Raw genomic sequence first — 24,189 nt, 5'->3', positions numbered from 1 at the left:
CGATGTCGTTCGCAGCGCGGTGGATTCGGCCGCTGATGGCGGTGTCGGCAGCCGGCTTTGCGGCCGGGGCCTTCGCCATCCGCGCCACGATGGACGGGCCTATCGAACAGTACGCAGGCGCCGCCTTGTCCGCGGCCATCGTCTACACGATAGTGATCTTCATCCGGCCGCTGATGTCCCCGCTGCTCGCGGGCAGCGCCGCGATCGTCTACTGCTGGTTCATCGAGTTCGCACAGCTCACCCCCGTCCCGGCGGCGATCTCCGAACGCAGCTCGTTCGCGCGCCTGCTGCTGGGCGCTCAGTTCGACACCATCGATGTCGCTTGGTATCCCGTCGGCGTCGTCCCGTTGGTCGCCGTGCATTGGTTCCTTCGCGCCCGTATACGTTCCCAGGCAGACGTGGCACCCGTGAAGCCTTGGTAGCTGCCGTCGCGCTACGGGATGGTGTCAAGAAGGCGCCCCTCCTCTTCGGAGGGACGGGTCGCGTTTGGGGAAGAGGGTGTAGTAGATCGGCCAGCCGACCAGCCAGATGCCGAGGACGAGGCTGAGCCGGCCGATCCAGCCCTGCAGCTCGGCGGTCCGGTCGGTGTCGCCGACCAGCAGGATCGCGGCGCCGAGCACGGCCACCGCGATCGCCCACGCGATCAGGGCCTTGCCCCACTCGCGCCACTCGTGGCGGGTGCGGGCCGTGCCGTAGCGGGGTGGCGGCACCGGCGCAGGGCCGCCCGCGAAGCGGTGTGCGAAGCGTACGTCGGCCCAGCGGACCATCGACGGGCCGAATGCCACGGAGAAGCCCAGGTATGCCGCGGCTAGCCCGTGCGCCCAGGTGGCGGTCGCCCCGCGGGACAGGTCCAGGGCGGTTGCGGCCAGCAGCACGAGATCGGTGACCGGCACCCCGACCAGCAGCACCGTCGACACCCGCTGCCAGCGCAGCAGGTAGCGGGCGGCGAGCCCGGCGCCGAGGATGACCCAGAAACCGACCTCGCAGGCGGCGATGACGACCAGCAACATGATCCGATCATGTCCGGCTGCCGGGCAGCCCGCCTCGGCGCGCGGCACGAACCCGGCGTACACCGAAGGATGTATGCGGTCTCGGTCACCGGCCGGTCGTGCCGGTCCGCGCCGTGTGCTGTGATCATCAGGTGACCGCACGCTGGCCCTCCTGGCGCACCGATCTGGCGATCAGCCTGGTCTCGTTCGCCGGCGGCCTGGTCCTGTACGCGGCCGGCGGCTGGCGCATGTTCTTCGGCGCGAGCCTGTGGTCCGACGCCCCGCACTGGGTGCTGCTGGTGCCGATGGCGGTGATGGCGGGCTGTTGCCTGCTGCGGCGGCTGGCCCCCGGCACGGCCGAGGCGATCGGCCTGCTCGCGCTGGCCGCGGACACGCTGCTGGGCGGCTCGCTCGGCACCGCGCTGATCTTCACGCAGGTCGTCTACGACGCCTGCGTCTACGGCCGGCCGTGGCTGTGGCGGGCCAACCTCTACGGCTGGGTCGCCGCCTCCGTGCTGGCCGCGGCGGCCGGTGTGGTCGCTTCGGGCAGCTGGCGCGGTGTCGTGCTCGGCCTGGTGGTGGCGCTGGTCGCGGTGCTGCCGACGGTTACCGGCATCAGCGTGCGGCAGTATCGCGACCAGGCCCGAGTCCAGCGGCTGCGGGCCGAGGAGACGGCCCGGCTGGCCGCCTGGGAACGCCGCCAGGCCGTCGCCGACGAGCGCGCCCGGATGGCCCGCGAGCTGCACGACGTGGTCGCCAACCAGCTCGGCGCCATCGCCATCCACGCCACGGCGGTGCTGTCCGCGCCCGACCCGAGCCCGCAGCTGGTGCGTCAGGCCGTTACGCAGATCCGGGAGAGCAGCGTCTCCGGGCTGGCCGAGATGCGCCGGATGATCGGCCTGCTGCGCGAGGACGGCGACAGCGGACCCGCCGAGCCGGCCACCCGCCCCGGGCTGGCGTCGCTGGCGCAGCTCGTCGCGCAGGCGCGCGCCGACGGGCTCGCCGTCGACCTGCACACCGGCGGTCTGGACCGGGCCCTGCCGGTCAGCGTCGACTTCGCCGCGCACCGGATCGTGCGGGAGAGCCTCGCCAACGCGTGGAAGCACGGCGTGGGCGCGGCCGTGCTGCGGGTCGACGTCGACGCCGACCGGGTGCTGATCGAGACGGCCAACGCGCTGCGCCGGGACGGGTCCACTCCGGGCAGTGGGCACGGCCTGATCGGCATGCGCGAGCGGGCGGCGCTGCTGGGCGGCACGCTGACCGCCGGGCCGGAGGACGGCCGGTGGCGGCTGCGCGCGTCGCTGCCGGTGCGCCACACGCAGGAGGCGGGGGTATGACGATCCGCGTGGTGGTCGCCGACGACGAGCCCGCCGTGCGGTCGGGCATCGTGCTGATCCTGGGTACGCATCCCGACATCGAGGTCGTCGGCGAGGCGGCCGACGGCGCGCGGGCGGTCGAGCTGTGCCGCCGCGAGCGCCCCGACGTCGCCCTGCTCGACGTGCGCATGCCGGTGCTCGACGGCATCGCCGCGACCCGCGAGATCGTCGCGCAGCGGCTGGCCCAGGTGCTCATCCTGACCACGTTCGACCTCGACGAGTACGTGTTCGGCGGGCTGCGGGCCGGGGCGGCCGGTTTCCTGCTCAAGGACATCGAGGCCGGGGCGCTGGCCGACGCGGTGCGCACGGTGGCCCGCGGGGACGCGATCATCGCGCCCGCGGCGACCCGGCGGCTACTGGACCGGTTCCTCGCCGCGCCGCGGTGGACCGACCCGGCCGCGGCGCCGGACCTGGACACCCTGACCGGCCGGGAGCAGGAGGTGCTCGGCTGCCTCGGCGCGGGCATGTCCAACGGCGAGGTCGCCCACGCGCTGGCGATGGCCGAGGCGACCGTGAAGACGCACGTCAGCCGGATCCTGGCCAAGCTCGGCCTGCGCAGCCGGGTGCAGGCGGCGATCCTGGCCCGCGAGCACGGCCTGCGCCCACCGGGTTGAGCGGAGACCGGCGCGGAGTGGCAACCGATTATGTCGGTATATGTCGGCTAGAGTCGCCGCCCGTGTCCTATGAAGTGATCGACAGGCTGCCGACGCTCGACGAGTTCATCGCGGTCACCAGCGCGGTGGGCTGGCAGCACGCGTACGACCTCGACGCGCTGCCGCTGTCGCTGGAACGCACCCGCCATGCCGTGGTCGCGGTGCATGAGGGCGAGGTCGTCGGCGTCGGGCGGGTCCTCGGCGACGGCGCGATCTACTTCTACCTGCACGACATCGCGGTGCTGCCGGCGCACCAGGGGCGCGGGGTGGGCCGGGCCATCGTGACCGCGCTGGAGCGGTGGATCGCCACGCAGGCGGGTCCGCGCTCGTTCGTCGGCCTGTTCGCGGCAGGTGACTCGATGCGCCTGTACGAGACGTTCGGCTACCGCGAGCACCCGGGCATGACCGGGGTGTTCCGGGTCGGGCCGTACCGGCAGTGACGAAAGGGCTCCGTCCCCGCCGCGATGCCGCGGGGACGGAGCCCTGGTTCGTGCGTCAGCGGCCCTGGAGCGCCTTGACGTTGTCGCCGAAGGTCCAGTTCTTCGACCCGTCCCAGTTGATGGACCAGGTCATCAGGCCCTTGAGCTGGCCGTTGAAGCTGTTCCACGACTGCGACACCAGCGACGGCGTCATGTAGCCGCCACCTGCGCCGACCTGCGCGGGCAGGCCGGGGACCTGCTTGTCGTACGGCACCCGGATGGTGGTGCCCTGGATGACCAGGCCGGTGTTGAGGCAGGTGGTCTGCGCGACGAAGCCCTGCACCGTGCCGGCCGAGTAGGAGTCGCCGGAGCAGCCGTACATGCTGCCGTTGTAGTACTGCATGTTCAGCCACCACAGGCGGCCGTTGTCGGCGTACTTCTTGATGATGGGCAGGTAGGAGCCCCAGATCGAGCCATAGGTGACGCTGCCGCCGGTGACGTACGCGGTCTCCGGGGCCATGGTGAGGCCGAAGTTGGACGGCATCTGGGCGAGCACGCCGTCGATGATGCGGATGAGGTTGGCCTGCGACGTGGACAGCGTGTTGATGTTGCCGCTGCCGGTGAGGCCGGTCTCGATGTCGATGTCGATGCCGTCGAAGTTGTACTTCTTGAGCAGTGGCACGACGGTGGCGACGAACCGGTCGGCGACCGTCGACGAGCTGAGGTCGATGCCGGCGGTGGCCCCGCCGATCGACATCAGGATGGTCAGCCCGGCGGCCTTGGCGGCGCACATCTCGGCCGGGGTCGCGACCTTCACGCCCGCGTCCATGCCGTCCTCCCACAGCACCGTGCCGTCGGAGCGGATGACCGGGAACGCCGCGTTGATGACGTTGTAGCCGTGCTGGCGGATGCGGGTGTCGGTGATCGGCGTCCAGCCGAACGGCGGGTGCACGCCGTTGGACGAGCCGTCCCAGTTCTCCCAGTAGCCGTGCAGGACCTTGCCGGTCGGGCGGGACTTGACGGCGCAGGTGGTGCCGCCGGGGGAGGTGGACGGCGACGGCGGCGGCGAGACCGACGGGGACGGCGACGGCGGCTTCGAGGGGGAGGCCGACGGGGACGGCGACGGGGGCCGGGACGGCGAGGCCGACGGGGTCGGCGACGGCGGGGTGCCGTCACAGGCGCCGAGGTCGGTCCAGAGTGACGGGGTCGCGGCCGGGTTCCAGCCCGCGCCGACGTAGGCGGTGTGCGTCACCAGGGCGCGGTAGAGCCGGCCGCTGTAGGTGACCTGCGTGCCGGCGGTGTAGGTGTTGCCCTCGGCCCAGGCCGGGGCGGTGCAGGCGACGAGGGCGGCGACCGGGGTCGGCGCGGCCTGGCCGCTTGGCATGGAGACGACCGCGACCGCGAGGGTGGCCGCCGCGCTGGTGGCGACGGCGATCGCCCAGCGCGCTGAGCGGCGCAGCGTTCGAGAGGAGTTCGGCATGGCGTCATTATTAGGAAGCTTTACTGTCAATGTCTATGGGTGGACGGATGCCAATATGCCGCTCTGTCGGATGTGGATCGCGACCCCAGCTCGCCGCCGAGGTCAGGGGCTGCCGCGCGGTCCAGGCACATTCCCACCGCGCCGCGCGCCGCGTGCCTTGATCGTCGGACTTGCCTGGCACATGTGCGAATGCGTGCTCAAGATACGCACAGGTGCCAGGCAGGTCCGACGACCTTGGTGAGTCCCGCGACCGCGCCGCGCCGCGCCGTGCGGGGCGGGCGGGGCGCGGTTGCGCCGTCCGATATGGGGGCCGTTATGCGGTGGACGGGGCCGGTAGGCGCGTGCGCTCGGCCCATCGCACGATGCCGGGGGCGAGCAGTCCTACCGCGACGAAGATCCCGCCCATCAGCAGCCAGCCGGGTGTGCCCCAGGTGATGCAGAGCAGGCCGAGCACGGAGGGCGCGACCACGTTCGCGAAGCCCGTGCCGAACCCGGACACGCCGGTGTACTGGCCCTGGGCGTGCGCCGGGGCGAGCCGGAACTGCAACTCCAGCGAGGCGGCCGCATGCCAGAGCTCGCCGACCGTGTGCGCGGCGATCCCGACGGTCAGCAGCACCACGGCGATCCATCCCGGAATCCCCGCCGTCGCGGCCATCAGCGCCATGCCGAGCAGGAAGGCCACGCCCGACCGGCGCAGCGCCCGCCCGGCGGCGGGACCGGTGTCGATCCCCCGGCTCGCCCTGACCTGCAGCGCCGCGACCAGGGCCGTGTTGACGGCCACCGCCACCCCGATGAACCAGCGCGGCGCGTCGGTGCGCAACGTGATCCACAGCGGCAGCGCGAAGACCAGCACCTGACCCTGGATCGACATGACCGCGTCGAGCCCGGTGACCACGAGATAGGGCGCGTCCTTGAGAACGATCCAGCGACCGGCCGCATCGGACGGCACCGGCACCGGCCGCAGCGACGGCAGCCTGGTGATGACGGCCGCGCACGCCACGAAACTCAGCGCGTTGCCCAGCACCAGGGCCAGGTATGCGGCCCGGGTGTCCAGCTGCACGGCGGTGCCCGCCGCCAGCGCCCCGCAGCACCCGGCCAGGTTGGCGACCGAGCGCAGATAGGAGCGGAACTCGGTCAGGTTCGTGCCGCCGAACCCCCGCACCAGCGGCCCGCGGGCCGCCCCGCCGGCGGAGTTGGCCAGTTGGGTCAGGCACACCACCACGACGAACAGCCAGAACGTGTGGACGAACACGAGCGACGCCATCGAGACGGCCCGGACGAGCAGGGTGACCAGGTAGATCTCGCGCGGCCCGCGCCGGTCGGCGAGGTGCCCGACCGGCATCCCGGCCAGCATGCCGACCAGGGCGGCGATACCCATGCCCAGTGCGACCTTGGCCAGCGGGAGGCCCACCGAGCGGGTGAAGAAGAGGGCGGCGCTGGTCATGAAGACCCCGGTGCCGACCATGTTGACGAAGGTCGCCAGCGCGATCACGCGCTGCGGGCCGCGCTCGGGGATCAGCCCCCGGGCGACCAGCCCGGAGCGGTCCGGTGGCGGGACGGTGGGTTGACTGGTGATGGTCGTCAAGAGGTGCGGTTCCTTCCCCCGTGGAATGAACTGGTCGGATGCGACCGGCCGACGGCCGGTCCGGTGCTACTCCAGGCTGGCCAGCTCCTCGGCCGACAGCCGCAGCGCCCCGGCGGCGATGTTCTCCACCAGGTGGTCCGGGTTTCCGGTGCCGGGGATGGCCAGCATGTGCGGCCCGCGGCTGAGCGTCCACGCGATCCGCACCTGCGCGGCCGTCACGCCGTGCGCCTGCGCCACCGCCAGCACCGTTTCGTTGCGGGCGACCCCGCCGGACTCCTTGCCCTCGCCGGCGACCGAGAAGAACGGCACGAACGCGACGCCCTGCTCGCCGCAGGCCCGCAGGAACTCGTCGTGCATCCGCCTGGTGTCCACGCCGTACGGGTTCTGCACGCTCACCACGGGGGCGATGGCCTGCGCCTGGGCCAGGTGCTGCGGCCGGATGTTGGACAGGCCCAGGTGCCGGATCAGGCCGGCGTCGCGCAGCTCGGCCAGCGCGCCGAAGTGCTCGGCGACCGAGTCCAGGCCGTGCTGGCGCAGGTAGACGACATCCAGGTGGTCCCGGCCCAGCTGGCGCAGGTTCTCCTCGACCTGCCCGCGCAACTGGTCGGGCCGGGCCAGCGGCAGCCACTCTCCGGCCGGGTCACGGCCGGGCCCGACCTTCGCGGCGATGACGACGTCGTCGGAGTACGGGGCAAGGGCCCGGTTGATCAGCTCGTTGGCCGAGCGCAGCGGCGAGAAGTAGAACGCCGCCGTGTCGATGTGGTTCACGCCGAGCTCGACGGCGCGCCGCAGCACACCGATGACCCGGTCGCGGTCGCTGGCGGCGCCGTAGCCGTAGTTGGCGCCGCCCGGCAGCCGCATCGCGCCGAATCCGATCCGGTTGACGGTCAGGTCGCCGAGCGTCCAGGTGCCCGCCGCGCTCGCGTTGATCAGGGGAGTAGGCATCGGCTGACCATAGCCACGGTCATTGAGCTGCGCAGTCCCTCAAGTGCCCGATGGCGCAAAGCCAAGATCCTTGTTAGGTTATTAATGTCGGGAGAGCGCTGCGACCGAGTGTTCGGGATCGCCGTTCCGGCAACTCCGCACCCCCATTCCGCCCTAGCATGAGGCGAACAGGGGGCCCGCAGGGCGAGGTCCTTCCCGAATCCCGACCAGCACAGCGAGGAACGCCGCCATGTCCGCTGGCACCGCGGCGTCGGCGATCCGGCCGTTCCGGGTCTCGATCCCCGACGCCGACCTCAAGGACCTGCGAGCCCGGATCATGCACACGCGCTGGCCCGACCGGGAGACCGTCGACGACCAGTCGCAGGGCACCCAGCTGGCCACCATCCAGGAACTCGCCCGCTACTGGGCCGAGGAGTACGACTGGCGCCGGTGCGAGGCCCGGCTGAACTCCCTGCCGAACTTCCGCACGGAGATCGACGGGCTCGACATCCACTTCCTCCACGTCCGATCCCGGCACGAGAACGCCCTGCCGATCATCATCTCGCACGGGTGGCCCTACTCGGTCGTCTCACTGCTGAAGATCATCGAGCCGCTGACCGACCCGACCGCGCACGGCGGCAGCGCCGACGACGCCTTCCACGTGGTCATCCCGTCGCTGCCCGGATACGGGTTCTCGGGCAAGCCGGCCGCCACCGGCTGGGGTCCCGACCGCGTCGGCCGGGCCTGGGCGGCGCTCATGCAGCGCCTCGGCTACGACCGGTACGTCGCGCAGGGCGGCGACTGGGGCGCGATCGTCGTCGACCTGATGGCCGCGCAGGAGGTGGCCGGGCTGGCCGGTATGCACACCAACATGGCCTGTGCCGTGCCGGCCGAGCTCGACCGGCTGTTCCAGCAGGACATCGTCGGCGCGGCCGACGCGCTCGCGAACCTGCCGCCCGGACTGTCCGATGAGGAACGGGCCGCATGCGAGCAGCTCGACTTCCTGTGGAAGCACGTCACGTACGCGCTGCAGATGGGGTCCCGGCCGCAGACACTGACCGGGCTGGCCGACTCGCCGACCTTCCTCGCGTCGTGGATGCTCGACCTCGACCCGCGGACCCTCGCGCTGATCTCACGGTCCTTCGCCGGCGTGCCCGAGGGCCTCACCCGCGACGACGTGCTCGACAACATCACGCTGTACTGGCTGACGAACACCGGGGTCTCCTCGGCGCGCCTGTACGCGGAGAACCGGTTCTCGTTCTTCGCCGTCAAGGGCGTGCGGATCCCGGTCGCCGTGAGCGTCTTCCCCGACGAGATCTACGCCCCGCCCCGGAGCTGGGCGGAGCAGGCATACCCGGGGCTCGTCCACTACCGCCGACTGCCCAAGGGCGGACACTTCCCGGCCTGGGAGCAGCCGGCAGCGTTCGTGGACGAGGTCCGCACCGGCCTGCGGTCGCTGCGTCGGGCCCGGTGACGCCGCCGCTCAGGGGCGGCGGCGCTCCTGCGGCACCACGACGGCAGCAGGCTGGCGGCGTACCACCGCGGGCTGCTTGTGTTCGGGCGCCGACACCTCGGCGAAGTGCTCGTCCTCATCGCCCTCGGGCGCGGGGTGCTCGTCCAGGTCGAGGGCGTCGAGCTGGCTGTTCATGAACTTGCGCAGCCGGGCCCGGTAGTCGCGGTCGAAGTTCTGCAGCGCCTCGATGCGCCGCTGCAGCACCGAGCGCTTGCCCTCCAGGCTGCCCACCACGTCCTCGTACTGCTGCAGGGCGTCGCGCTCCAGCTCGTCGGCCTTCGCCTGGGCGGCCTCCACGATCTTCGCCGCGGTGGCGCGCGCGTCGGCGACCAGCTGCTCGGTCTCCCGGCGGGCGCTGTCGGCGTGGGCCTGCGCCTCGCGGCTGATCTCCACGGACCTCGCCTGCGCGGCGGCCTGGATCTGCGCCGCCTCCTGCCGGGCGCTCTCCACGATGCCCCGCGCGTCGCGGGCCAGGTCGTCGGCCTTGGCCCGGGCGTCGCTCTTGATCCGGTCGGCCTCGGCCTGCGCGTTGCCGACGTGCTCGTCGGCGGTGCGCCGGGCCAGCACCAGCACCTGCAGCGCCTGCCGCTCCGCCTCCGGGTCGGCCAGCACGCTGCTGGTCTGCTCCTCCATGGGCTCGTTCTCCGCCGGGCCGCTGAACAGCCCCTTCACTCGACCCTTCAACCGGTTGTCGGTCATCGCAGGTTCTCCTCACCCCAGTGTTCGCAACGCCGCGACTCCCGCCGGCCCGGGTCGGCGTTCCCGATCAGCCTGCACCGTCGAGAACAGCGCCGATGGTAGTCGCCCCGCCGCTGGCGGGGAAGGTGCGTCACCCGCTCCGCCGACCCGCGGGACGCGCGGCCTGCACCTGCGTCGATGTGCGCACATCCCGACAGGCGCAGGCCGTCACGTTCCGCCGAGCACCATGCGGATGCCGTGCCGGGCCCGCAGCGTGCTGCGTGCCCGTTCGCGTACCGGCCGCCGGTCCGCCCGGCGCGGCCGGAACTCGCGGCTGAGCTGCGAAACCACCAGCTGCATCTCCAACAGCGCCAGCGGGCGTCCGATGCAGAGCCGCTGCCCGCCGCCGAACGGGAAGTAGGCGTGCCGGTGCGCGGGCGGCCCGGTCGCCCAGCGGTCGGGGTCGAACGCCGACGGGTCGGGCCAGAACTCCGGCAGCCGGTGCGTGAGCCACGGCACCAGCAGGATCGCCGCGCCGCCGGGAACGACGTGCCCGTCGAATTCATCGGGTTCGTGGCTGCTGCGCAGAACCTCCCAGAACGGTGGGTAGAGCCGCAGGACCTCGTCCAGGACCTGCCGGGTGTACGGCAGGGCGGCCGTGTCACCCGGGACGGCGGCCGCCGCCTCCGCGCGCACCCGGTCGCCGACCTGCGGATGGCGGTCCAGCAGGTGCCAGGTCCAGGCCAGCGTGTGCGCGGTCGCCTCATACCCGCCGAACAGCAGCGTCATCACCTCGTCGCGCAGCTGCCGGGGCGACATGGCGCCGACGTCCACGGCCTGCTGGAGCATGCCGAGCACGTCGGCGCGCGACGGGTCGTGCCGGTCGACGAGCCGGGCCACGATCTCCTCCAGCGCGGCCAGGGCCCGCAGCGCCCGTGCCCGGCCGGGCAGCGGCGTCGCCGGCGGCAGCGTGAACGTGGCGAACCGCAGCCCGACGTGTTCGAGCACGACGCCGAAGGCGCGGCCGGTCGTGGCCAGCTCGTCGGCGCCGAGCCGCACCCCGAACATCGCGGTGGCCATGAGGTCCAGCGTGAGCACGGTCATCTCCGACTCGAGCTCCAGCACCGTGCCGTCGCGCCGGGCGAGCCGCCACCGCCGCGCGTGGTCCTCGATCACCTCGAGCATCGCGCCGACCGCGGTGCGCAGCAGGTCGGCGTGGAAGCCCGGCTGCATCACGCGCCGCTGCGCGTGCCAGCTCTCGCCGTCGTTGAGCACGAGCCCGTTGCCGAACAGGAAGTCCGCCCGGCCGAAGAGCCTGCCCTTCCAGTGGTTGGCGTTGCGGGTGACCAGCACGCGCTCGACGTGGTCGGGATGCGCCAGCAGGTGGACGGCGCCGCTGAGCACGGGCAGGCGCACCACGTCGCCGTACCGGTCGCGGGCTCGGGCGAGGGTGCCCAGCGGATCGCGGGCCAGCTGCGGCAGCATCCCGAGCAGCGGCACGCCGCGCGGCCCCGGAGGGCCTGGGGTATGTGCGGCACGCGGACTCATCGGCCGGCCACGATGGACATGGCGTCAGTGTGCGTCCGCGTGCCGCGCCGCGACATCACCGGAACAGGTCGATGTGCTGGTCGGGTGCCGCTCACTGTTGGGAAGGGCACCTTCTACAACGCATGGCGATGTGAAGGTGCCCTTCCTTTAGACGTCGCGGCGGCGGACGGTGAGGAGGGCGGGGATGAGGAGGAGGACGGGCCAGGCGGCGAGGACGAGCCAGGACTCGGTGACGGTGGCGGGGAAGTGGTCGGGGCGGGGCGGCGGCATCCAGCCCGTGACCAGGCGGCCCCAGGCGATGCCGGGCATCAGGTGGCTCAGCTCGGCCGACCAGCGCTTGTCCGCGGAGAACATTGCCGGGAGCATCAGCAGCAGGAACGCGACCGTGACCATGGTGGTCGCGGCGTGCCGGATCAGCACGCCGAGGAACAGCCCGATCAGCGCGCACACCGGCGCGAGCAGCGCCGAGGCGGCGATGGCGCGCAGCGACACCGGATCGGTGACCGACACGGCGGCGTCGCGCCCGGCGAGGATCGCCTGCGACACCGCGAACGAGCCGCCGGCGACGAGCGCGCCGGTCACGGTCCACACCGCGGCCGTCACCACGGCCTTGGCCAGCACCACCGCACCGCGCGCGGGCACCGCCGCCGTCGTGGTCCGGATCAGGCCGCTGCCGTACTCCGACACCACGGACAGCGCGCCGAGGCTGGCGGCGACCAGCATCAGGGTCAGGTAGCCCTCCTGCGGGAACGCGTCGCCGAGGGAGAACATGTGCTCCCGCTGGGCCTCGGGGTCGTAGAAGGGGAAGTTGTCGTAGTCGGCCTTGGCGGCCAGCGCGGCCGCGCCGACGACGAACAGCGTGGCCAGGCCGAGCGTCCACGGGGTGGACCGCAGCGACCACAGCTTGATCCACTCGGCGGCGACCAGGTCGGTGAAGCGGGCCCGCGGCGCGGCGGCGCGGCTGCGGGCGGCCTGCCGGGCCGGGTGCAGGGACATGGTCATCGCGACCCGGCCAGGTGGTCGGCGTGACCAGCGGTGATCTCCATGAAGGCTTCCTCCAGAGTGGTGGTGCGGGTGGCCAGCTCGTGCAGTTCGACACCGTTGGCGAAGGCGAGCGCGCCGATGCGCTCGGCGGGCAGCCCGCGTACGGCGAGGTGGTCGGGTGCGGCGTCGACCGCCGCACCCGCCGCGGTCAGCGCGGCGGCGAGCACGGCCGCCTGCGGGGTGCGTACGGTGACCCGCTGGCGGGTGCCGCGGTCGGCGAACGCGCGCAGCGGCTCGGCGGCGATGAGCCGGCCCTGGCCGATGACGACCAGCTGGTCAGCGGTGTGCTCCATCTCGGTCATCAGGTGGCTGGACAGGAACACGGTGCGGCCCTCGGCGGCCAGCCGCCGGAACAGGTGGCGCACCCAGCGCACGCCCTCCGGGTCCATGCCGTTGATCGGCTCGTCGAACATCAGCACCGGCGGGTCGCCCAGCAGCGCCGCCGCGATGCCCAGCCGCTGCTTCATGCCCAGCGAGAAGGCGCCGACGCGGCGGTGTGCCGCGTCGGTCAGCCCCACCTCGGCCAGCACCTCGCCGACCCGCCGCCGGCCGATGCCGTTGCCGCGGGCCAGGGCATGCAGGTGGGCCGCGGCGCTGCGCCCGCCGTGCACCTGCTGCGCGTCGAGCAGCGCGCCGACGTGATGCAGGCCGCGCCGGTGCGAGCGGAACGGCACCCCGTCGACGGTCGCCACGCCGCTGGTGGGTGCGTCCAGGCCCAGGACGACCCGCAGCGTGGTGGTCTTGCCCGCGCCGTTCGGGCCGAGGAAGCCGGTGACATGCCCGGGCCGCACGGCGAAGGACAGGTCGTCGACGGCGGTCTTGCCGCCATAGCGCTTGGTCAGGCCGATGACTTCGATCATGAGAGCGATCCTGTCCGGCGCGGCGGCCGGGGGCATCGGGCCGTGGACGGCAAACGCGCGGCGGCGTGCATCCCTGGGGCGTACGCCCACGGGCCGATGCCGTGACACGCTGACCTGGCTATCGTCGCCTCGTGGACACGAACCCCTCCCGTCGTCGGCTGCCCTCGCCGGTGCGCACCGTGCCGGCCTGGACCGGCGCCCTGGCATCGCCGGTGCTGGTGTACTTCACGATCGCCGAAGGCGCGAAAGACGGTGCCCCGTACCTGGTGGCATGGCTGTCCACGCGCCACCTGCTGCCGGCCCTCGCGCTGGCCCTGCCGTTCGCGCTGCTGCGCCGCCGGCCGGCGGCCGCGCTGGCACTGCTGCTGCTGGGCTGCGCCGCGGCCACCGTCGCGATCCACGGCCACGACACCGCCTACCTCACCGACATGCGCTACCTGCAGATCATCGCGACCGACCTCGCCGTGGCGGTCGTCGCGGCGAACCGGTCGCGGCGGCTCTCCGCCACCGCGGCCGTCGTCGCGCTGTTCGTCCAGGTCCTCATCGGCTACGCCAACGGACTGCACACGCCCGTCTTCGAGTTCGAGATCCCCACCCTGGCCATGGCCTTCGCCTGGACCGTCGGCAACTCGGTGCGGGCCCGCCGCGAGCACGCCGAGGCGATCCGGATCCGGGCCGCGAGCCAGGGCGCCACCGAGGAACGCCTGCGCATCGCCCGGGAACTGCACGACATGGTCGCGCACAGCATCGGCGTCATCGCCATCCAGGCGGGCATGGGCCGCCGCGTCATCGACACCCAGCCGGGCGAGGCCCGCGACGCCCTGCGGGCCATCGAGGACACCAGCCGCGAGACCCTCGCCGGCCTGCGGCGGATGCTGGTCGGGCTGCGCCAGGACGGCCCCGGCGGCGTCGCCCCGCCCGCCCCGGCGCTGGCCGACCTGGAGCGGCTGGCCGCCACCACCGCCGGCGCGGGGGTGCACGTCGAGCTGGACTGGCGCGGTGACCGGAGGCCGCTGCCCGGCGACATCGAGCTGTCCGCCTACCGGGTCGTGCAGGAGGCCGTCACCAACGTGGTGCGCCACGCGGCGACGCCACGGTGCACGGTGACCGTGGACTACCGGGCGGCCGAACTGCGGCTCGAGGTCGCCGACGAGGGCCGGGGCTGCCCGCAGCCCGGATCCGGCTTCGGCATCATCGGTATGCGCGAGCGGGTCGCCCTGCTCGGGGGCGAGTTCACCGCCGGACCGCACGCCGGGGGCGGCTTCCGGGTCGTCGCACGCCTGCCGCTGCCCGAGCCGTCGTCGCCTGTCGGCGTGCCCGCACCGCCGGGCGCGGCGTCGGAGCACACCGCCTCCGTCCCGTCCCGCATCATGCGAGCGGAGGCGTGATGACGGTCCGGGTGCTGCTCGCCGACGACCAGCCGCTGGTGCGGTCCGGGCTGCGGGTGCTGATCAACGAGACGTCCGACCTGGCGGTGGTCGCCGAGGCCGGCACCGGCGGGGACGCGGTCCGGCTGACCGCCGAGGTGCGTCCCGACGTGGTGGTCATGGACATCCGCATGCCGGGCATGGACGGCATCGAGGCCACCCGGCAGATCACCGCCGCCGCGGGCCCCGCCCGGGTGCTCATGCTCACCACGTTCGACGAGGACGCCCACGTCTACGGCGCGCTGCGGGCGGGGGCCAGCGGGTTCCTGGTCAAGGACATGGCGCTCGACGACATCCTGGCCGCGATCCGGATCGTCGCCGCCGGGGACGCGCTGATCGCGCCGAGCGTCACCCGCCGCCTCATCGCCGACTTCGCGGCGGCCCCGGCCACCACCCCACGCACCCCTCGCCCCGATCCGGGCATCACCGAGCGGGAACGGGAGGTGCTGACCCTGATCGGCCGCGGACTGTCCAACGGCGAGATCGCCCAGGAGCTGTTCATCTCCCCGGCCACGGCGAAGTCGCACGTCGCCAGGCTGCTCGCCAAGCTGGCGGCCCGCGACCGCGTCCAGCTCGTCATCACCGCGTACGAGCTCGGTCTGGTCACCCCGCCCGGTTGACCAGACCGGCTGCTGTTCGGCAGCGTCATCGGGGCGGCTGTCTGGTACGCCACCGAGTACCGCAGGCGGGACCGGGCCGTCACCGGCCCGGGACGAGGCTGTGCAGCCAGCGCGTCAGCGGGCCGGGCACCGGGCCGGTCACCGCGGCGGGCGCGGGTCGGGGGCCGGCGTCGGCGGCCGCGCCGAAGAAGTCGCCGCCCTTGCGCCGCACGTCGTCGGTGCCCCACTCGCGCTTGCGCGGCGCCTTCGCCATCCGCGGGATGTGCTTGGCGCAGTGGATGTACGCCTCCTGCACCTCGACCAGCACCGGGCGTTCGGCCCGCCGCCCGGGGACCGGGTCGACCGGCAGCTCCGGGTACGCGGCCCGGGCGACCTCGTCCTCCACCACCGAGGCGCGGCCGTTGACGTGCAGCCCGATGACGTCGCTGACGAAGTCGACGAACAGCAGCCCCACGTGGCCGTTCTCGGAGATGTTGCCCAGGCTCGCCATCACCCCGTTGCCGCGATACTCCGGCCAGGTCAGGTGGGTGGCGTCGAGCACGTGCACGAAACCAGCGGGCCCGGCGCGGAACGTGTTGTCGCACTCCCCGGCGTCGTCCGACGTCGCGACGAACATCATCTCCTGGCGGCCGACGAACGCGGTCATGCGCTCGTTGAGGTGGTCGAGCATCTGCTGGTCGTAGAAGCGCTGGGCCCGTCCGGCGGTGCCGTGCGCCTGCTGGAGACGGCGCTCTCCGGCCGAACCCTGCATCTTCTCGACGATCCGGGTCATCTCGTCCCCCTTCGCCGCGCGCCCCCGCGGGTGCGCCTGCGAACGAGATTCACGGACGGCAGGCGGCCCGCGTCGCACAGCGGGTGCGACGCGGGCCTCAGGTCAGCGCGCCGTACGCCGCCGGTGCGCCAGCACGCCGCCGACGGCCAGCGCCGCCACCAGCCCGGCGAGCGCCCAGTAGGGCCAGGTCGGCGAGCCGGGCTCGGCCGGTGCGGTCCCGGACACGGTGATCGAGTTTCCGGACGCGGCGGGCTGCTGCGGCGGTGCGGTCTGGCCGAGCAGCAGCGGGTCGGGCTGGTTGGTCGGCGGCTGCCACCCGGCGGGCGCGGCAGTGATCTTGCCCTGGTAGTCGAAGCGGATCTCGCCGCTGACCTTGTCGCTGTCGGAGGCCACCGACAGGTAGGTGATGGTGTAGACGCCGGTCTGCGGCCAGTGCGACACGGGGATCACCGCCGGGAAGCCGGTCTTGTAGAGCTGCGGCTCCCAGTTGCCGTCGCGCAGCGTCAGCTCCTGCACCGGGCTGGGCAGCGGCTTGGGCTCGCCACCGGACCAGCCGTGGTCGACGCGGGTGCCGTCGGGGGCCTTCACCGTGAAGTACGCGGCCGGGTTCGGCTTCTCGGTGAACACCAGCCGCACGCTCTCGCGGGGCTCGGTCAGCGTGCTGCGGTCCACCGGGTCGGAGAAGGCCAGCTGGCCGTGCGCCTGCGCGGGGGAGGGCAGCAGCACGGCCACGGCCACCGCGGCGAGGACGGCGACGATCTTTCGAGACATGCGCATGAAGCTAAGCCATCGGCGTCGCCCGCACCATCCCCCGCCGCCTCGCCGATCACCACCAGTCCAGGCGGCCCTTCCAGCCGTCGAGCGCGGCGGCCGGGTCGGCCTGCAGGACCCGGTCCAGCGCACTGGCGTACACGTCGCGGAAGTCGGTGGTGAACTTCAGATCCCCGTCGTCGAGATCGGTCAGGCTGGGCTGCTCGCCGTACAGTCCACCCGCGATCGACTCGCCGAGCACGAACACGTTGGACGCGGTGCCGTGGTCGGTGCCGTCGGAGGCGTTGGCCCGCACCCGCCGCCCGAACTCGGAGTAGACCAGCACCACCACGTCCTTGCCCGCCGGGTGGGCCGTGATCCGCCGGTAGAACGCGGTCAGTCCCCGGTCCAGGTAGGACAGCAGCGTCTCCTGCAGGTCGCGCTCGTCGGCGTGGGTGTCGAAGCCGCCCAGCGACACCGAGAACATCCGGGTCGACACCCCGGCCTCGATGCACTGCGCGACGAGGTCGAGCTGCGCCTGCAGCCCGGCCAGGCCGCCGGTGCCGGTCGCCGGGACCTTCTCCTCGTCACCGTCGTCGCTGTCGCTGTCGGCGTCCTTGACCTGCTGGGCCATCTCCCGCACCCGGGCCAGGTCGCCGAAGCAGGCCGCGGCCCGCGCCTGCAGCGGCGGCTCCCCGGCCGACGGCTTGGCGAACTCGGCCAGGGCCTGCGCGGTGACCGCCCTGGGCAGCTTCACGTCGGCCGCGCCGATCACCGCACCGGCGCTCTTCTCCCCGGCCAGCAGCGGCGGCAGCACCTTCTCGAACGACACGGCCAGCCGCGGGTCGCCGCCCGCGCCGTCGAGCCAGCGGCCGATCCAGCCGGTGTTGCCGGGCCGTTCCGGGTTGGCGGTCTGCCAGATGTCCATCGAGCGGAAGTGGCTGCGATCGGGCTTGGGGTAGCCGACGCCGCGTACGACGGCCAGCTTCTTGCTCCCGAACAGCTCGTGCAGGCCCTTCAGCGCCGGGTTCAGGCCGGTGCTGTCGTCCAGACGCAGCACTTCGCCGCCGTCGTAGGCCAGCTCGGGCCGGGCGTCCTGGTAGGCGCGGTCGGCGTACGGGATCACCGTGTTGAGGCCGTCGTTGCCGCCGTACAGCGTGATGACGACCAGCGTCCGCGCGCCCTCGGGGCGGTCGCCGGCGGTGTCGAGGAGGTCGGACAGGGCCAGCGTGGTCGCGCCCGCGGCCAGCGCCGCGCCGCCGACGACGCCGCTGGCGATCAGGAACCTGCGCCGGGTCGTGGTGTCCATCGGGCGTCCTCCTCGAAGTGTCAGTGCACCGCGTACTCGGGGCTGATCAGCCCCAGCACGGTCAGCTTCCGGGCGTCCTTGCCCGCGTCGGCGAGCACCGCCCGGGTCCGGTCGGTCCAGGCGTCCACGACCAGCAACCGGGCCAGCGCCTCGGGCCGTCCCGCCACCGGGGCGGCCGACAGCCGCTCCAGGAACGCCGGGCTCGCCGCGGCGGACAGGGCCTGGGCCAGCTGCACCCGGGTCTGGGTGGCGAACGTGTTGAGCCAGGCCGTGCCCGACGGCCAGCCGCCGACGCTCGGCGGCTTGAACGGCACCTGGTCGAGCCGGGTCAGGCCCTGGTAGAGCTGCTTGCGCTGCTTGTCCCCGGCGGCGTCGGCGCCGAGCTGGCGCACCGCGCCGACCAGCCACTCCACCGGCTGTTTGACCAGCTGCCCGCCGGTGGCGGTGAACTGCTCGTCCAGCAGCAGCGCCCGGACCAGCGCGGTGACATCGTGCCCGGCGAACGCGGCCGACAGCCGGTCGCGTACGGGGCCGGGCATGGGCTCGCCGGAGGCGAACCGGAACCACAGCCGCGCGGGCAGGAACGTCTTCGCGGCGGGCTGCGCCAGGATGACCTCGGCCAGCGAGTCCGCGTCCAGCGGGCCGGTGCGCCCGAGCACGGTCTTGGCTCCGCCGTCGTGGCGGGCCTGCTGGAAGGTGGCCGTGCCGTCGACCCGGTCCACAGTCCAACCGGTCAGCGCGCGGGCCGCGGCCTTCACGTCTGCCTCGGTGTACGCGCCGATGCCGAGCGTGAACAGCTCCATCAGCTCGCGGGCCAGGTTCTCGTTCGGAGCCTTGCGGGTGTTGCGCTGCCCGTCCAGCCAGTGGATCAGCGCGCCGTCGCGCAGCATCGCCCGCACCAGCACCCCGAAGTCGCCCCGGCCGTCGCGCCGGAAGGTCTGCTGCTGGGCGAGCATCAGCGCGGCCGACTTGACCTTCTGCACGCTGGTGGCCCAGTGGCCGTGCCAGAAGAAGACCAGCTTCTCGGCGAGCTGGTGGTCCGCGGCGACCATCCGGTCCACCCACCAGTGGGTGAGCTGCTGCACCTGCTCCTTGCGGGCCTGCTGGGCACGCTGGCGCTGCTCGCGGGTCGGCTTCTTGGGCAGGTCCTGGTACGGGTCCGCGCCGAGTTTCGGGGCGGGTGTGCGGGCCGCGCCCTGGTCGGCGCCGGCCGGCGCGAGCAGCTGCTCGACGGTCGCCTGGTACCCGGCCCGCTCGGCCCGGTCCACCTCGTCGGCGGTGGGCCCGAACGTTGCCCTCCGCAGCAGGTGCGCGACCTTCTCCCGTTCCGCCATGCGCCGATCCTAGGCAGGTATCGATCCGGGTCGCGCCCGCAGCATGTTCGGGAAACGTAAGGCCACGGCGGGTGAACGCGCGGTCACCGCTCAGCGGGAGGGCTTGCGGTGCATGCGGTAGTGCAGCACGAGGAACGGCAGGCCGAAGACCCGGAACGCGTGCTCGGCCCGCAACTGCCCGTCCTGCGTGTACACGTCGAGGTCCTCGGCGAAGCCGTGCACCGCGGCGGTGGTCAGCCGCCCGTCCCGCGGGTCGACGAGGCTCAGGTAGTGCCCGGGCTGGTCCAGCTTGCTGCGGCTGGTCAGGATCAGGCCACCGCCCGGCCGGGCCTGCGGCTCCAGGGTCGCCGTGAAGCTCGCCTGCGGCAACGGGAAGCCGACGCTGACGTAACCGCGCCCGTCGTGCCGGTAGGTCGTGTAGACGCCGACGTAGATGGGCTCGTCGGTGTCGGCGAACGAGCGGATCCAGCCCCGGACCGTGATCGTGCCGTCCCGGCTGACGGTGTCGATGCGGCTGCGTACGCCCCGCTGCGTCTCGCGCTGGTTCATCGGCACGTTGGCCTGCCCCAGGGGCCGGGCCACCAGGTTGCGGTAGAGCAGGTAACCGGGCCGGACCCAGGTGCGCCAGCGCGGCTCGATGTCCAGGGTGAACCGGGTGGTGTGCTCGTAGAACTCGCGCACCAGCGGGTCCACGCCGGCCGGGTCGAAGCCCGGTCCGGTCAGCTCGTCGAGCGAGGCGACGATGCCGACGTCGGGGGTGTCGGGTCGGTAGTCGCCGCGGAGTTCCGTCGCGAGATCGGCGACGTAGCCGGTGCCGACATAGCGGGTGCGGGCCGCCAGCGGCACCACGAACGGCAGCCGCGCCGGGTCGACCCGCTCGGCCAGCAGACTCACCTGGGGGTCGCGGAACAGCAGCGCGGACAGCACCCGGAACGCGGCCACGGCCACCGCCGCCACGATCGCCGCGGGCACGCCCGCCATGGCCCAGCCGAGCGCCGCCCCGACCAGCGGGCCGAGCACGACCTTGTGCGGGCGGATGCCCAGCAGCCCCGCGACGCCGCCGGTGATGACGCCGACGAGCAGGGAGTTCGCGCCCAGCGCGCCCAGCGCCCAGCCGCAGGGTGCGGCCACGGCGGCGCTCATGGCGATGCGGGACCACAGCGCCGGGATCTCATCCGGCCGCTGCTGCGCGCGGGCCAGCACGTCGACTGCCCCGAGCAGCAGCGCACCCGCGAGCGCGCCGACCGCCGTCGCGCAGGCGCCCCACGACGCGGCCACGGCCACGCCCGCGCCGGCACCGATCAGGGCCGCGAAGACGGCCGATCCCCGGCGCCGGGGCACGTCGGCGGTTTCGCTCGCCGCGGCAGCTTCGGTCACCCGGGCAGGGTAGCGCGGCCCCGGCCCGCCTCGCCCCGCCGATCCGCCCTGGCTTGCCGCACCGGGCTCGAGCGGCCGACACGGCGGTGGCCACCGGGACTGCCGCCGGTGGCCGCCGAGCATAGGGTGCCGGTGACTTTGCTCTGCACCCATTCGCTTGCTCTGCACCCACCGGCGCAACGGTGGGCGGTCGGGCTCAGCGCGCGCCGTCGCGGTTGTAGCGGGCGCGGGCCCAGTAGAAGCAGCCCACGGCGATGGCCACCGACCAGGCGACGGCCAGCCAGGCGCTGTTGCCGATGCCGGTGCCCAGCAGCAGGCCGCGCACGGTCTCCATGACGGGGGTGAACGGCTGGTACTCGGCGACCCAGCTGACGGCGCCGGGCATGGAGTCGGTGGGCACGAAGCCGCTGCCCAGGAACGGCAGCAGGATCAGCGGCATGGGCAGGTTGCTGGCCGACTCGACGGTGCGCGCGGTCAGCCCGCAGGCCACGCCGAACCACACGCAGGCGAACGAGACCAGGGTCAGCAGCCCGGCGGCGGCGGCCCACTCGACCGGCGTCGCGTCGGGCCGGAAGCCGACGGCGACCGCCACGCCGACCACTACGGCGAGGGCGACGACCAGCTGGATCAGGTTGCCCAGCACGTGCCCGGTCAGCACCGAGGGCCGGAAGATGGCCATGGTGCGGAACCGGGCGATGATGCCCTCGGTCATGTCCTGCGCGACCCCGATCGCGGTGAGCTGCGGCGCGCTGGCGATGGCCAGCAAGAGGATGCCCGGGGTGACGTAGTTGGCGTAGGCGGCCCGGCCGCCGCCCGCGGCGATGCCGTCGCCCAGGGTGCCGCCGAACACGTACACGAACAGCAGCAGCATGACGACCGGGATGCCGATGAGAAACATGATCATCGGGTAGCGGCGGGCGCGCAGCAGGTAGCGGCGCAGCATGGTGGTCGAGTCCCGCAGCGCGTAGGCGGTGGTGCTCATCGGTGGGTCGCTCCTTCGAGGGTGGCGGCGGTGTCCGGCCGGCCGGTCAGGGTGAGGAAGACGTCGTCGAGGTCGGGGGTGTGCACGGTCAGCTCGGCGATCTCCACGGCGGCGCCGTCGAGCCGGTCCAGCACCTCGCGCAGCGAGCGGACGCCGCCGTCGCTGGGCACCTGCAGGGTCAGCGCGTCGTCGTCGCGAGTGGACGCGCCGAACACGCGGGCGGCCGACTCCAGCTCGGCCGATCCGGCGAAGCGCAGCCGGATGTGGCCGCCGGGGATGAGCCGCTTCAGCTCGGCCGGGGTGCCCTCGGCGATGATCCGGCCGTGGTCGAGCAGCGCCACCCGGTCGGCGAGCTGGTCGGCCTCTTCCAGGTACTGCGTGGTCAGGAAGATGGTGACGCCGCTCGCGACCAGGCCGCGGATGCTGTCCCACATGGTGCGGCGGCTGCGCGGGTCCAGCCCGGTGGTCGGCTCGTCGAGGAAGACCACCCGCGGGTTGCCGACCAGGGTCATCGCCAGGTCGAGGCGGCGCTTCATGCCGCCGGAGTAGGTGGTCGCCGGCTTGGCGGCCGCCTCGGTCAGCTCGAAGCGCTCCAGCAGGTCGGCGATGCGGCGGCGGCCCTCGCGGCGGTCCAGGTGGTTGAGGTCGGCCATCAGGGCCAGGTTCTCCGCGCCGGTGAGGTAGTTGTCGACGGCGGAGAACTGGCCGGTGAGGCCGATCGCGGCGCGGACCGCGTCGGGGTCGGTCGCCGGATCGTGGCCCGCGATGCGGATGTCGCCGGCGTCCGGGCGCAGCAGGGTGGACATGATGTTGACGGCGGTGGTCTTGCCGGCGCCGTTGGGGCCGAGCAGGGAGAAGATCGTGCCGGCGGGCACGCGCAGGTCGATGCCGTCCAGGACGGTCTTGTCGCCGTACGCCTTGCGCAGGCCGGTGACCTCGATGGCGTTCGCGGGGGTGGGCATGGGCGCGTCCTTTCAGGAACGGTGGATGAGGATGTCGCCCCAGGAAGTCCGGGCGCGCACCTCGACGCGCTCGTCGGACTCCTCCGGGCCGGGAACGTGGTCGAGGGAGTTGCGCACCGTGCCGGTGGACCTCAGGTCCAGCCAGGCGGCGGTGCCGGTCGGGATGCCGACGTCGATGCGGCCGGCGGAGGTCTCCAGCACGTGCGTGCCGCGCACCGCGGCGCCGACCCGGATGTCGCCGTACGCGGTCTTCGCGGTGAGCCCGGCCTCGGCCCGCTCGACCGTGACGTCGCCGTTGGCGGTCTTCGCGCTGAGGTCGGCCACGGCCCGCCCGACGGTGATGGGGCCGTCCGCGCCGTTGATCCGGCCGGTGCCGGTTATCGTGCCGACCTCGCAGCCGCCGGTCGAGCTCTTGATGACGGCGTTGCCGGCGACGAGCCCGACGCGGGTGCGCCCTGCGCCGGTGGTGAGTTCGGCGTCGCCGAGCACCCGGTCGGCGCTGACCTCGCCCGCGCCGGTGTTCGCCCGCAGGTGCCCGGTCTGCCCGAAGTGAAGACGGCCGTAGCCGGTGGTGAACCGGCAGTCGCCCAGCGGCCCGTCGACGTGCAGGTCGCCCATGCCGGTGTCGCCGTCCAGCGCGGACCCGGCGGGCAGGTGGATCTCCACGTCGAGGGAGCCGGGCCGGCCCAGCAGCGTGTTGAGGTGCTTCGGTGTCTTCACCAGCAGGCGGCCGTCGGCGTACTCCACCCGGGTCTGCTCGGCGACCCGGACGGACTTGGGGCTGTTGTTGGCGGGGCGCACCTCGACCAGGGTGTCGGTGCGCTCGCTCGCCACGATCCGGATGTCGGCGGCGATGACGCTCAAGGACACGGTGATCGGCTCAGGTGTGTCGAATGTGGGCATGGTGGTTCCCTCGCATCGGTCTGGTCGGTGAATCCGCGGGAAGGCGTGGTGGGCGGCGGGTGGCCGCGGCGGTCAGCGGGCCCAGCCGGTGTAGCGCCGACCCAGGTCGGTGCCGCCGGGCCGGGCGGCCGGCCGCGGCGCGGCACCCGCGTCCAGTGCCGCCGCGGCGGCACGGACCAGCCAGGAGTTGGCGGACAGCCGCTCGCGGGCGGCCGCCTCGTCGATGCGCGCCTTCAGCTCGTCGGGCAGTCGCAGGTTGATCCGCGAGGTCGCGCCCTTCTCCCCGGCGGTGTCGTCCCAGGCCGGTGCGGTGGCGGGGGCGGCCAAGGGCTCGTCCGGCGGGCTCTGCCGGGTGTTCACCACGAAGGCGGGGTTGAGCCCGCGCAGGCGCACCTCGACCGAGCCGGGGGCGAGTTCCCGGGTGATCTCGTCGGCCGCTGCCGAGAGCGCCTCGAGCAGCGTGAGCCGGATCGCCGACTCGAGCGGCACGGCGAGGCGCTCGGCGAGGGCACGGGCCTCCTCGCCGGCGGTCTCGGCGGCGACGGCCAGCTCGGCTTGGAGCTTCTCCACGTACGGCGTCAGTTCCATGGCATCACTATGGCACCATCGTGGTGCCATAGGCAACCGGATTTGGCTCAATAGTGGTGCCAACGTGTCCCCTGAGGCCTGATCCGGCACAAACGT

At 73.1% G+C, this 24,189-nt stretch carries 24 protein-coding genes; 7 read left to right on the top strand and 17 right to left on the bottom strand.

Annotation, left to right across the window (positions count from 1 at the left end; translation table 11 throughout):
- The first annotated feature begins 2 nt into the window (after positions 1 to 2).
- Entirely contained in the window at positions 3 to 422 is a 420-nt protein-coding gene (locus HAV39_RS27420; protein WP_191842070.1) for a ribosomal maturation YjgA family protein, read from the top strand.
- A gap of 24 nt (positions 423 to 446) precedes the next feature.
- Here the strand turns inward: HAV39_RS27420 and HAV39_RS27415 are convergent, their stop codons facing one another.
- Positions 447 to 1,010: a hypothetical protein gene (locus HAV39_RS27415; RefSeq protein ID WP_191842069.1), complete on the bottom strand. Its 564-nt coding sequence runs from the start codon at positions 1,008 to 1,010 to the stop codon at positions 447 to 449.
- A gap of 131 nt (positions 1,011 to 1,141) precedes the next feature.
- On the opposite strand from HAV39_RS27415, the gene HAV39_RS27410 reads away from it, so the two are divergent.
- From HAV39_RS27410 to HAV39_RS27400, 3 genes are all read left to right on the top strand, one after another.
- On the top strand, positions 1,142 to 2,326 hold the full coding sequence (locus HAV39_RS27410) for a sensor histidine kinase (RefSeq protein ID WP_203736408.1): 1,185 nt from the start codon (positions 1,142 to 1,144) through the stop codon (positions 2,324 to 2,326).
- A complete protein-coding gene (locus HAV39_RS27405) occupies positions 2,323 to 2,979 on the top strand; it encodes a response regulator (RefSeq protein WP_191842068.1) in 657 nt (218 codons plus the stop codon). Before HAV39_RS27410 ends, HAV39_RS27405 begins: the two co-directional genes overlap by 4 nt.
- A 62-nt stretch (positions 2,980 to 3,041) precedes the next feature.
- Positions 3,042 to 3,458, top strand: a complete 417-nt coding sequence (locus HAV39_RS27400; protein ID WP_191842067.1) for a GNAT family N-acetyltransferase — start codon at positions 3,042 to 3,044, stop codon at positions 3,456 to 3,458.
- Between the two features lie 55 nt (positions 3,459 to 3,513).
- On the opposite strand, the gene HAV39_RS27395 is transcribed toward HAV39_RS27400, so the two are convergent.
- The 3 genes from HAV39_RS27395 to HAV39_RS27385 form a co-directional block, all read right to left on the bottom strand.
- Positions 3,514 to 4,821, bottom strand: coding sequence for a carbohydrate-binding protein (locus tag HAV39_RS27395; RefSeq protein ID WP_191842130.1), 1,308 nt, complete (start codon positions 4,819 to 4,821; stop codon positions 3,514 to 3,516).
- 409 nt (positions 4,822 to 5,230) lie between these two features.
- On the bottom strand, positions 5,231 to 6,502 hold the full coding sequence (locus tag HAV39_RS27390) for an MFS transporter (protein WP_239120758.1): 1,272 nt from the start codon (positions 6,500 to 6,502) through the stop codon (positions 5,231 to 5,233).
- Between the two features lie 66 nt (positions 6,503 to 6,568).
- Entirely contained in the window at positions 6,569 to 7,447 is an 879-nt protein-coding gene (locus HAV39_RS27385) for an aldo/keto reductase (RefSeq protein ID WP_191842066.1), read from the bottom strand.
- Positions 7,448 to 7,676: 229 nt separating this feature from the next.
- Between HAV39_RS27385 and HAV39_RS27380 the strand changes: the two genes are divergently transcribed.
- Positions 7,677 to 8,900: an epoxide hydrolase family protein gene (locus HAV39_RS27380; RefSeq protein WP_191842065.1), complete on the top strand. Its 1,224-nt coding sequence runs from the start codon at positions 7,677 to 7,679 to the stop codon at positions 8,898 to 8,900.
- 9 nt (positions 8,901 to 8,909) lie between these two features.
- Here HAV39_RS27380 and HAV39_RS27375 read toward each other — a convergent pair whose 3' ends face one another.
- From HAV39_RS27375 to HAV39_RS27360, 4 genes are all read right to left on the bottom strand, one after another.
- Positions 8,910 to 9,638 carry a hypothetical protein gene (locus tag HAV39_RS27375; RefSeq protein ID WP_191842064.1) on the bottom strand — a complete coding sequence of 243 codons (729 nt, stop codon included), beginning with the start codon at positions 9,636 to 9,638 and terminating at the stop codon, positions 8,910 to 8,912.
- 207 nt (positions 9,639 to 9,845) lie between these two features.
- Positions 9,846 to 11,165 carry a cytochrome P450 gene (locus HAV39_RS27370; protein WP_275413949.1) on the bottom strand — a complete coding sequence of 440 codons (1,320 nt, stop codon included), beginning with the start codon at positions 11,163 to 11,165 and terminating at the stop codon, positions 9,846 to 9,848.
- A gap of 147 nt (positions 11,166 to 11,312) precedes the next feature.
- Positions 11,313 to 12,167, bottom strand: coding sequence for an ABC transporter permease subunit (locus tag HAV39_RS27365; protein ID WP_203736406.1), 855 nt, complete (start codon positions 12,165 to 12,167; stop codon positions 11,313 to 11,315).
- On the bottom strand, positions 12,164 to 13,069 hold the full coding sequence (locus HAV39_RS27360; protein ID WP_191842062.1) for an ATP-binding cassette domain-containing protein: 906 nt from the start codon (positions 13,067 to 13,069) through the stop codon (positions 12,164 to 12,166). The genes HAV39_RS27365 and HAV39_RS27360 overlap by 4 nt, the downstream gene beginning before the upstream one ends.
- 131 nt (positions 13,070 to 13,200) lie before the next feature.
- Here HAV39_RS27360 and HAV39_RS27355 point away from each other — a divergent pair, with 131 nt between their 5' ends.
- On the top strand, positions 13,201 to 14,457 hold the full coding sequence (locus HAV39_RS27355) for a sensor histidine kinase (RefSeq protein ID WP_203736405.1): 1,257 nt from the start codon (positions 13,201 to 13,203) through the stop codon (positions 14,455 to 14,457).
- Complete coding sequence (locus HAV39_RS27350; RefSeq protein WP_191842061.1) at positions 14,457 to 15,116, top strand: response regulator; 660 nt, start codon at positions 14,457 to 14,459, stop codon at positions 15,114 to 15,116. The genes HAV39_RS27355 and HAV39_RS27350 overlap by 1 nt, the downstream gene beginning before the upstream one ends.
- Before the next feature lie 79 nt (positions 15,117 to 15,195).
- Here HAV39_RS27350 and HAV39_RS27345 read toward each other — a convergent pair whose 3' ends face one another.
- The 9 genes from HAV39_RS27345 to HAV39_RS27305 form a co-directional block, all read right to left on the bottom strand.
- Positions 15,196 to 15,888: a pyridoxamine 5'-phosphate oxidase family protein gene (locus tag HAV39_RS27345; RefSeq protein WP_239120757.1), complete on the bottom strand. Its 693-nt coding sequence runs from the start codon at positions 15,886 to 15,888 to the stop codon at positions 15,196 to 15,198.
- A 102-nt stretch (positions 15,889 to 15,990) separates the two neighbouring features.
- Positions 15,991 to 16,659, bottom strand: coding sequence for a copper resistance CopC family protein (locus HAV39_RS27340; RefSeq protein ID WP_191842060.1), 669 nt, complete (start codon positions 16,657 to 16,659; stop codon positions 15,991 to 15,993).
- A 55-nt stretch (positions 16,660 to 16,714) separates the two neighbouring features.
- Positions 16,715 to 17,947 (bottom strand): DUF1501 domain-containing protein, encoded by a 1,233-nt coding sequence (locus HAV39_RS27335; RefSeq protein ID WP_191842059.1) that lies wholly within the window; start codon positions 17,945 to 17,947, stop codon positions 16,715 to 16,717.
- A gap of 20 nt (positions 17,948 to 17,967) precedes the next feature.
- Positions 17,968 to 19,281 carry a DUF1800 domain-containing protein gene (locus HAV39_RS27330; RefSeq protein WP_191842058.1) on the bottom strand — a complete coding sequence of 438 codons (1,314 nt, stop codon included), beginning with the start codon at positions 19,279 to 19,281 and terminating at the stop codon, positions 17,968 to 17,970.
- Positions 19,282 to 19,371: 90 nt separating this feature from the next.
- Positions 19,372 to 20,658: a hypothetical protein gene (locus HAV39_RS27325; protein ID WP_239120756.1), complete on the bottom strand. Its 1,287-nt coding sequence runs from the start codon at positions 20,656 to 20,658 to the stop codon at positions 19,372 to 19,374.
- A gap of 196 nt (positions 20,659 to 20,854) precedes the next feature.
- On the bottom strand, positions 20,855 to 21,640 hold the full coding sequence (locus tag HAV39_RS27320) for an ABC transporter permease (protein ID WP_191842057.1): 786 nt from the start codon (positions 21,638 to 21,640) through the stop codon (positions 20,855 to 20,857).
- Positions 21,637 to 22,602 carry an ATP-binding cassette domain-containing protein gene (locus HAV39_RS27315; RefSeq protein WP_191842056.1) on the bottom strand — a complete coding sequence of 322 codons (966 nt, stop codon included), beginning with the start codon at positions 22,600 to 22,602 and terminating at the stop codon, positions 21,637 to 21,639. The genes HAV39_RS27320 and HAV39_RS27315 overlap by 4 nt, the downstream gene beginning before the upstream one ends.
- 12 nt (positions 22,603 to 22,614) lie before the next feature.
- A complete protein-coding gene (locus tag HAV39_RS27310) occupies positions 22,615 to 23,505 on the bottom strand; it encodes a DUF4097 family beta strand repeat-containing protein (RefSeq protein ID WP_191842055.1) in 891 nt (296 codons plus the stop codon).
- A gap of 72 nt (positions 23,506 to 23,577) precedes the next feature.
- A complete protein-coding gene (locus HAV39_RS27305) occupies positions 23,578 to 24,093 on the bottom strand; it encodes a ribbon-helix-helix protein, CopG family (protein WP_191842054.1) in 516 nt (171 codons plus the stop codon).
- Positions 24,094 to 24,189 lie beyond the last annotated feature (96 nt).

It is taken from the genome of Catellatospora chokoriensis, assembly GCF_011297315.1.
GTDB classification, from domain to species: Bacteria; Actinomycetota; Actinomycetes; order Mycobacteriales; family Micromonosporaceae; genus Catellatospora; species Catellatospora citrea.
The sequence above is the reverse complement of the archived record's forward strand: the minus strand, read 5'-3'. Positions and strand labels throughout refer to the sequence as shown.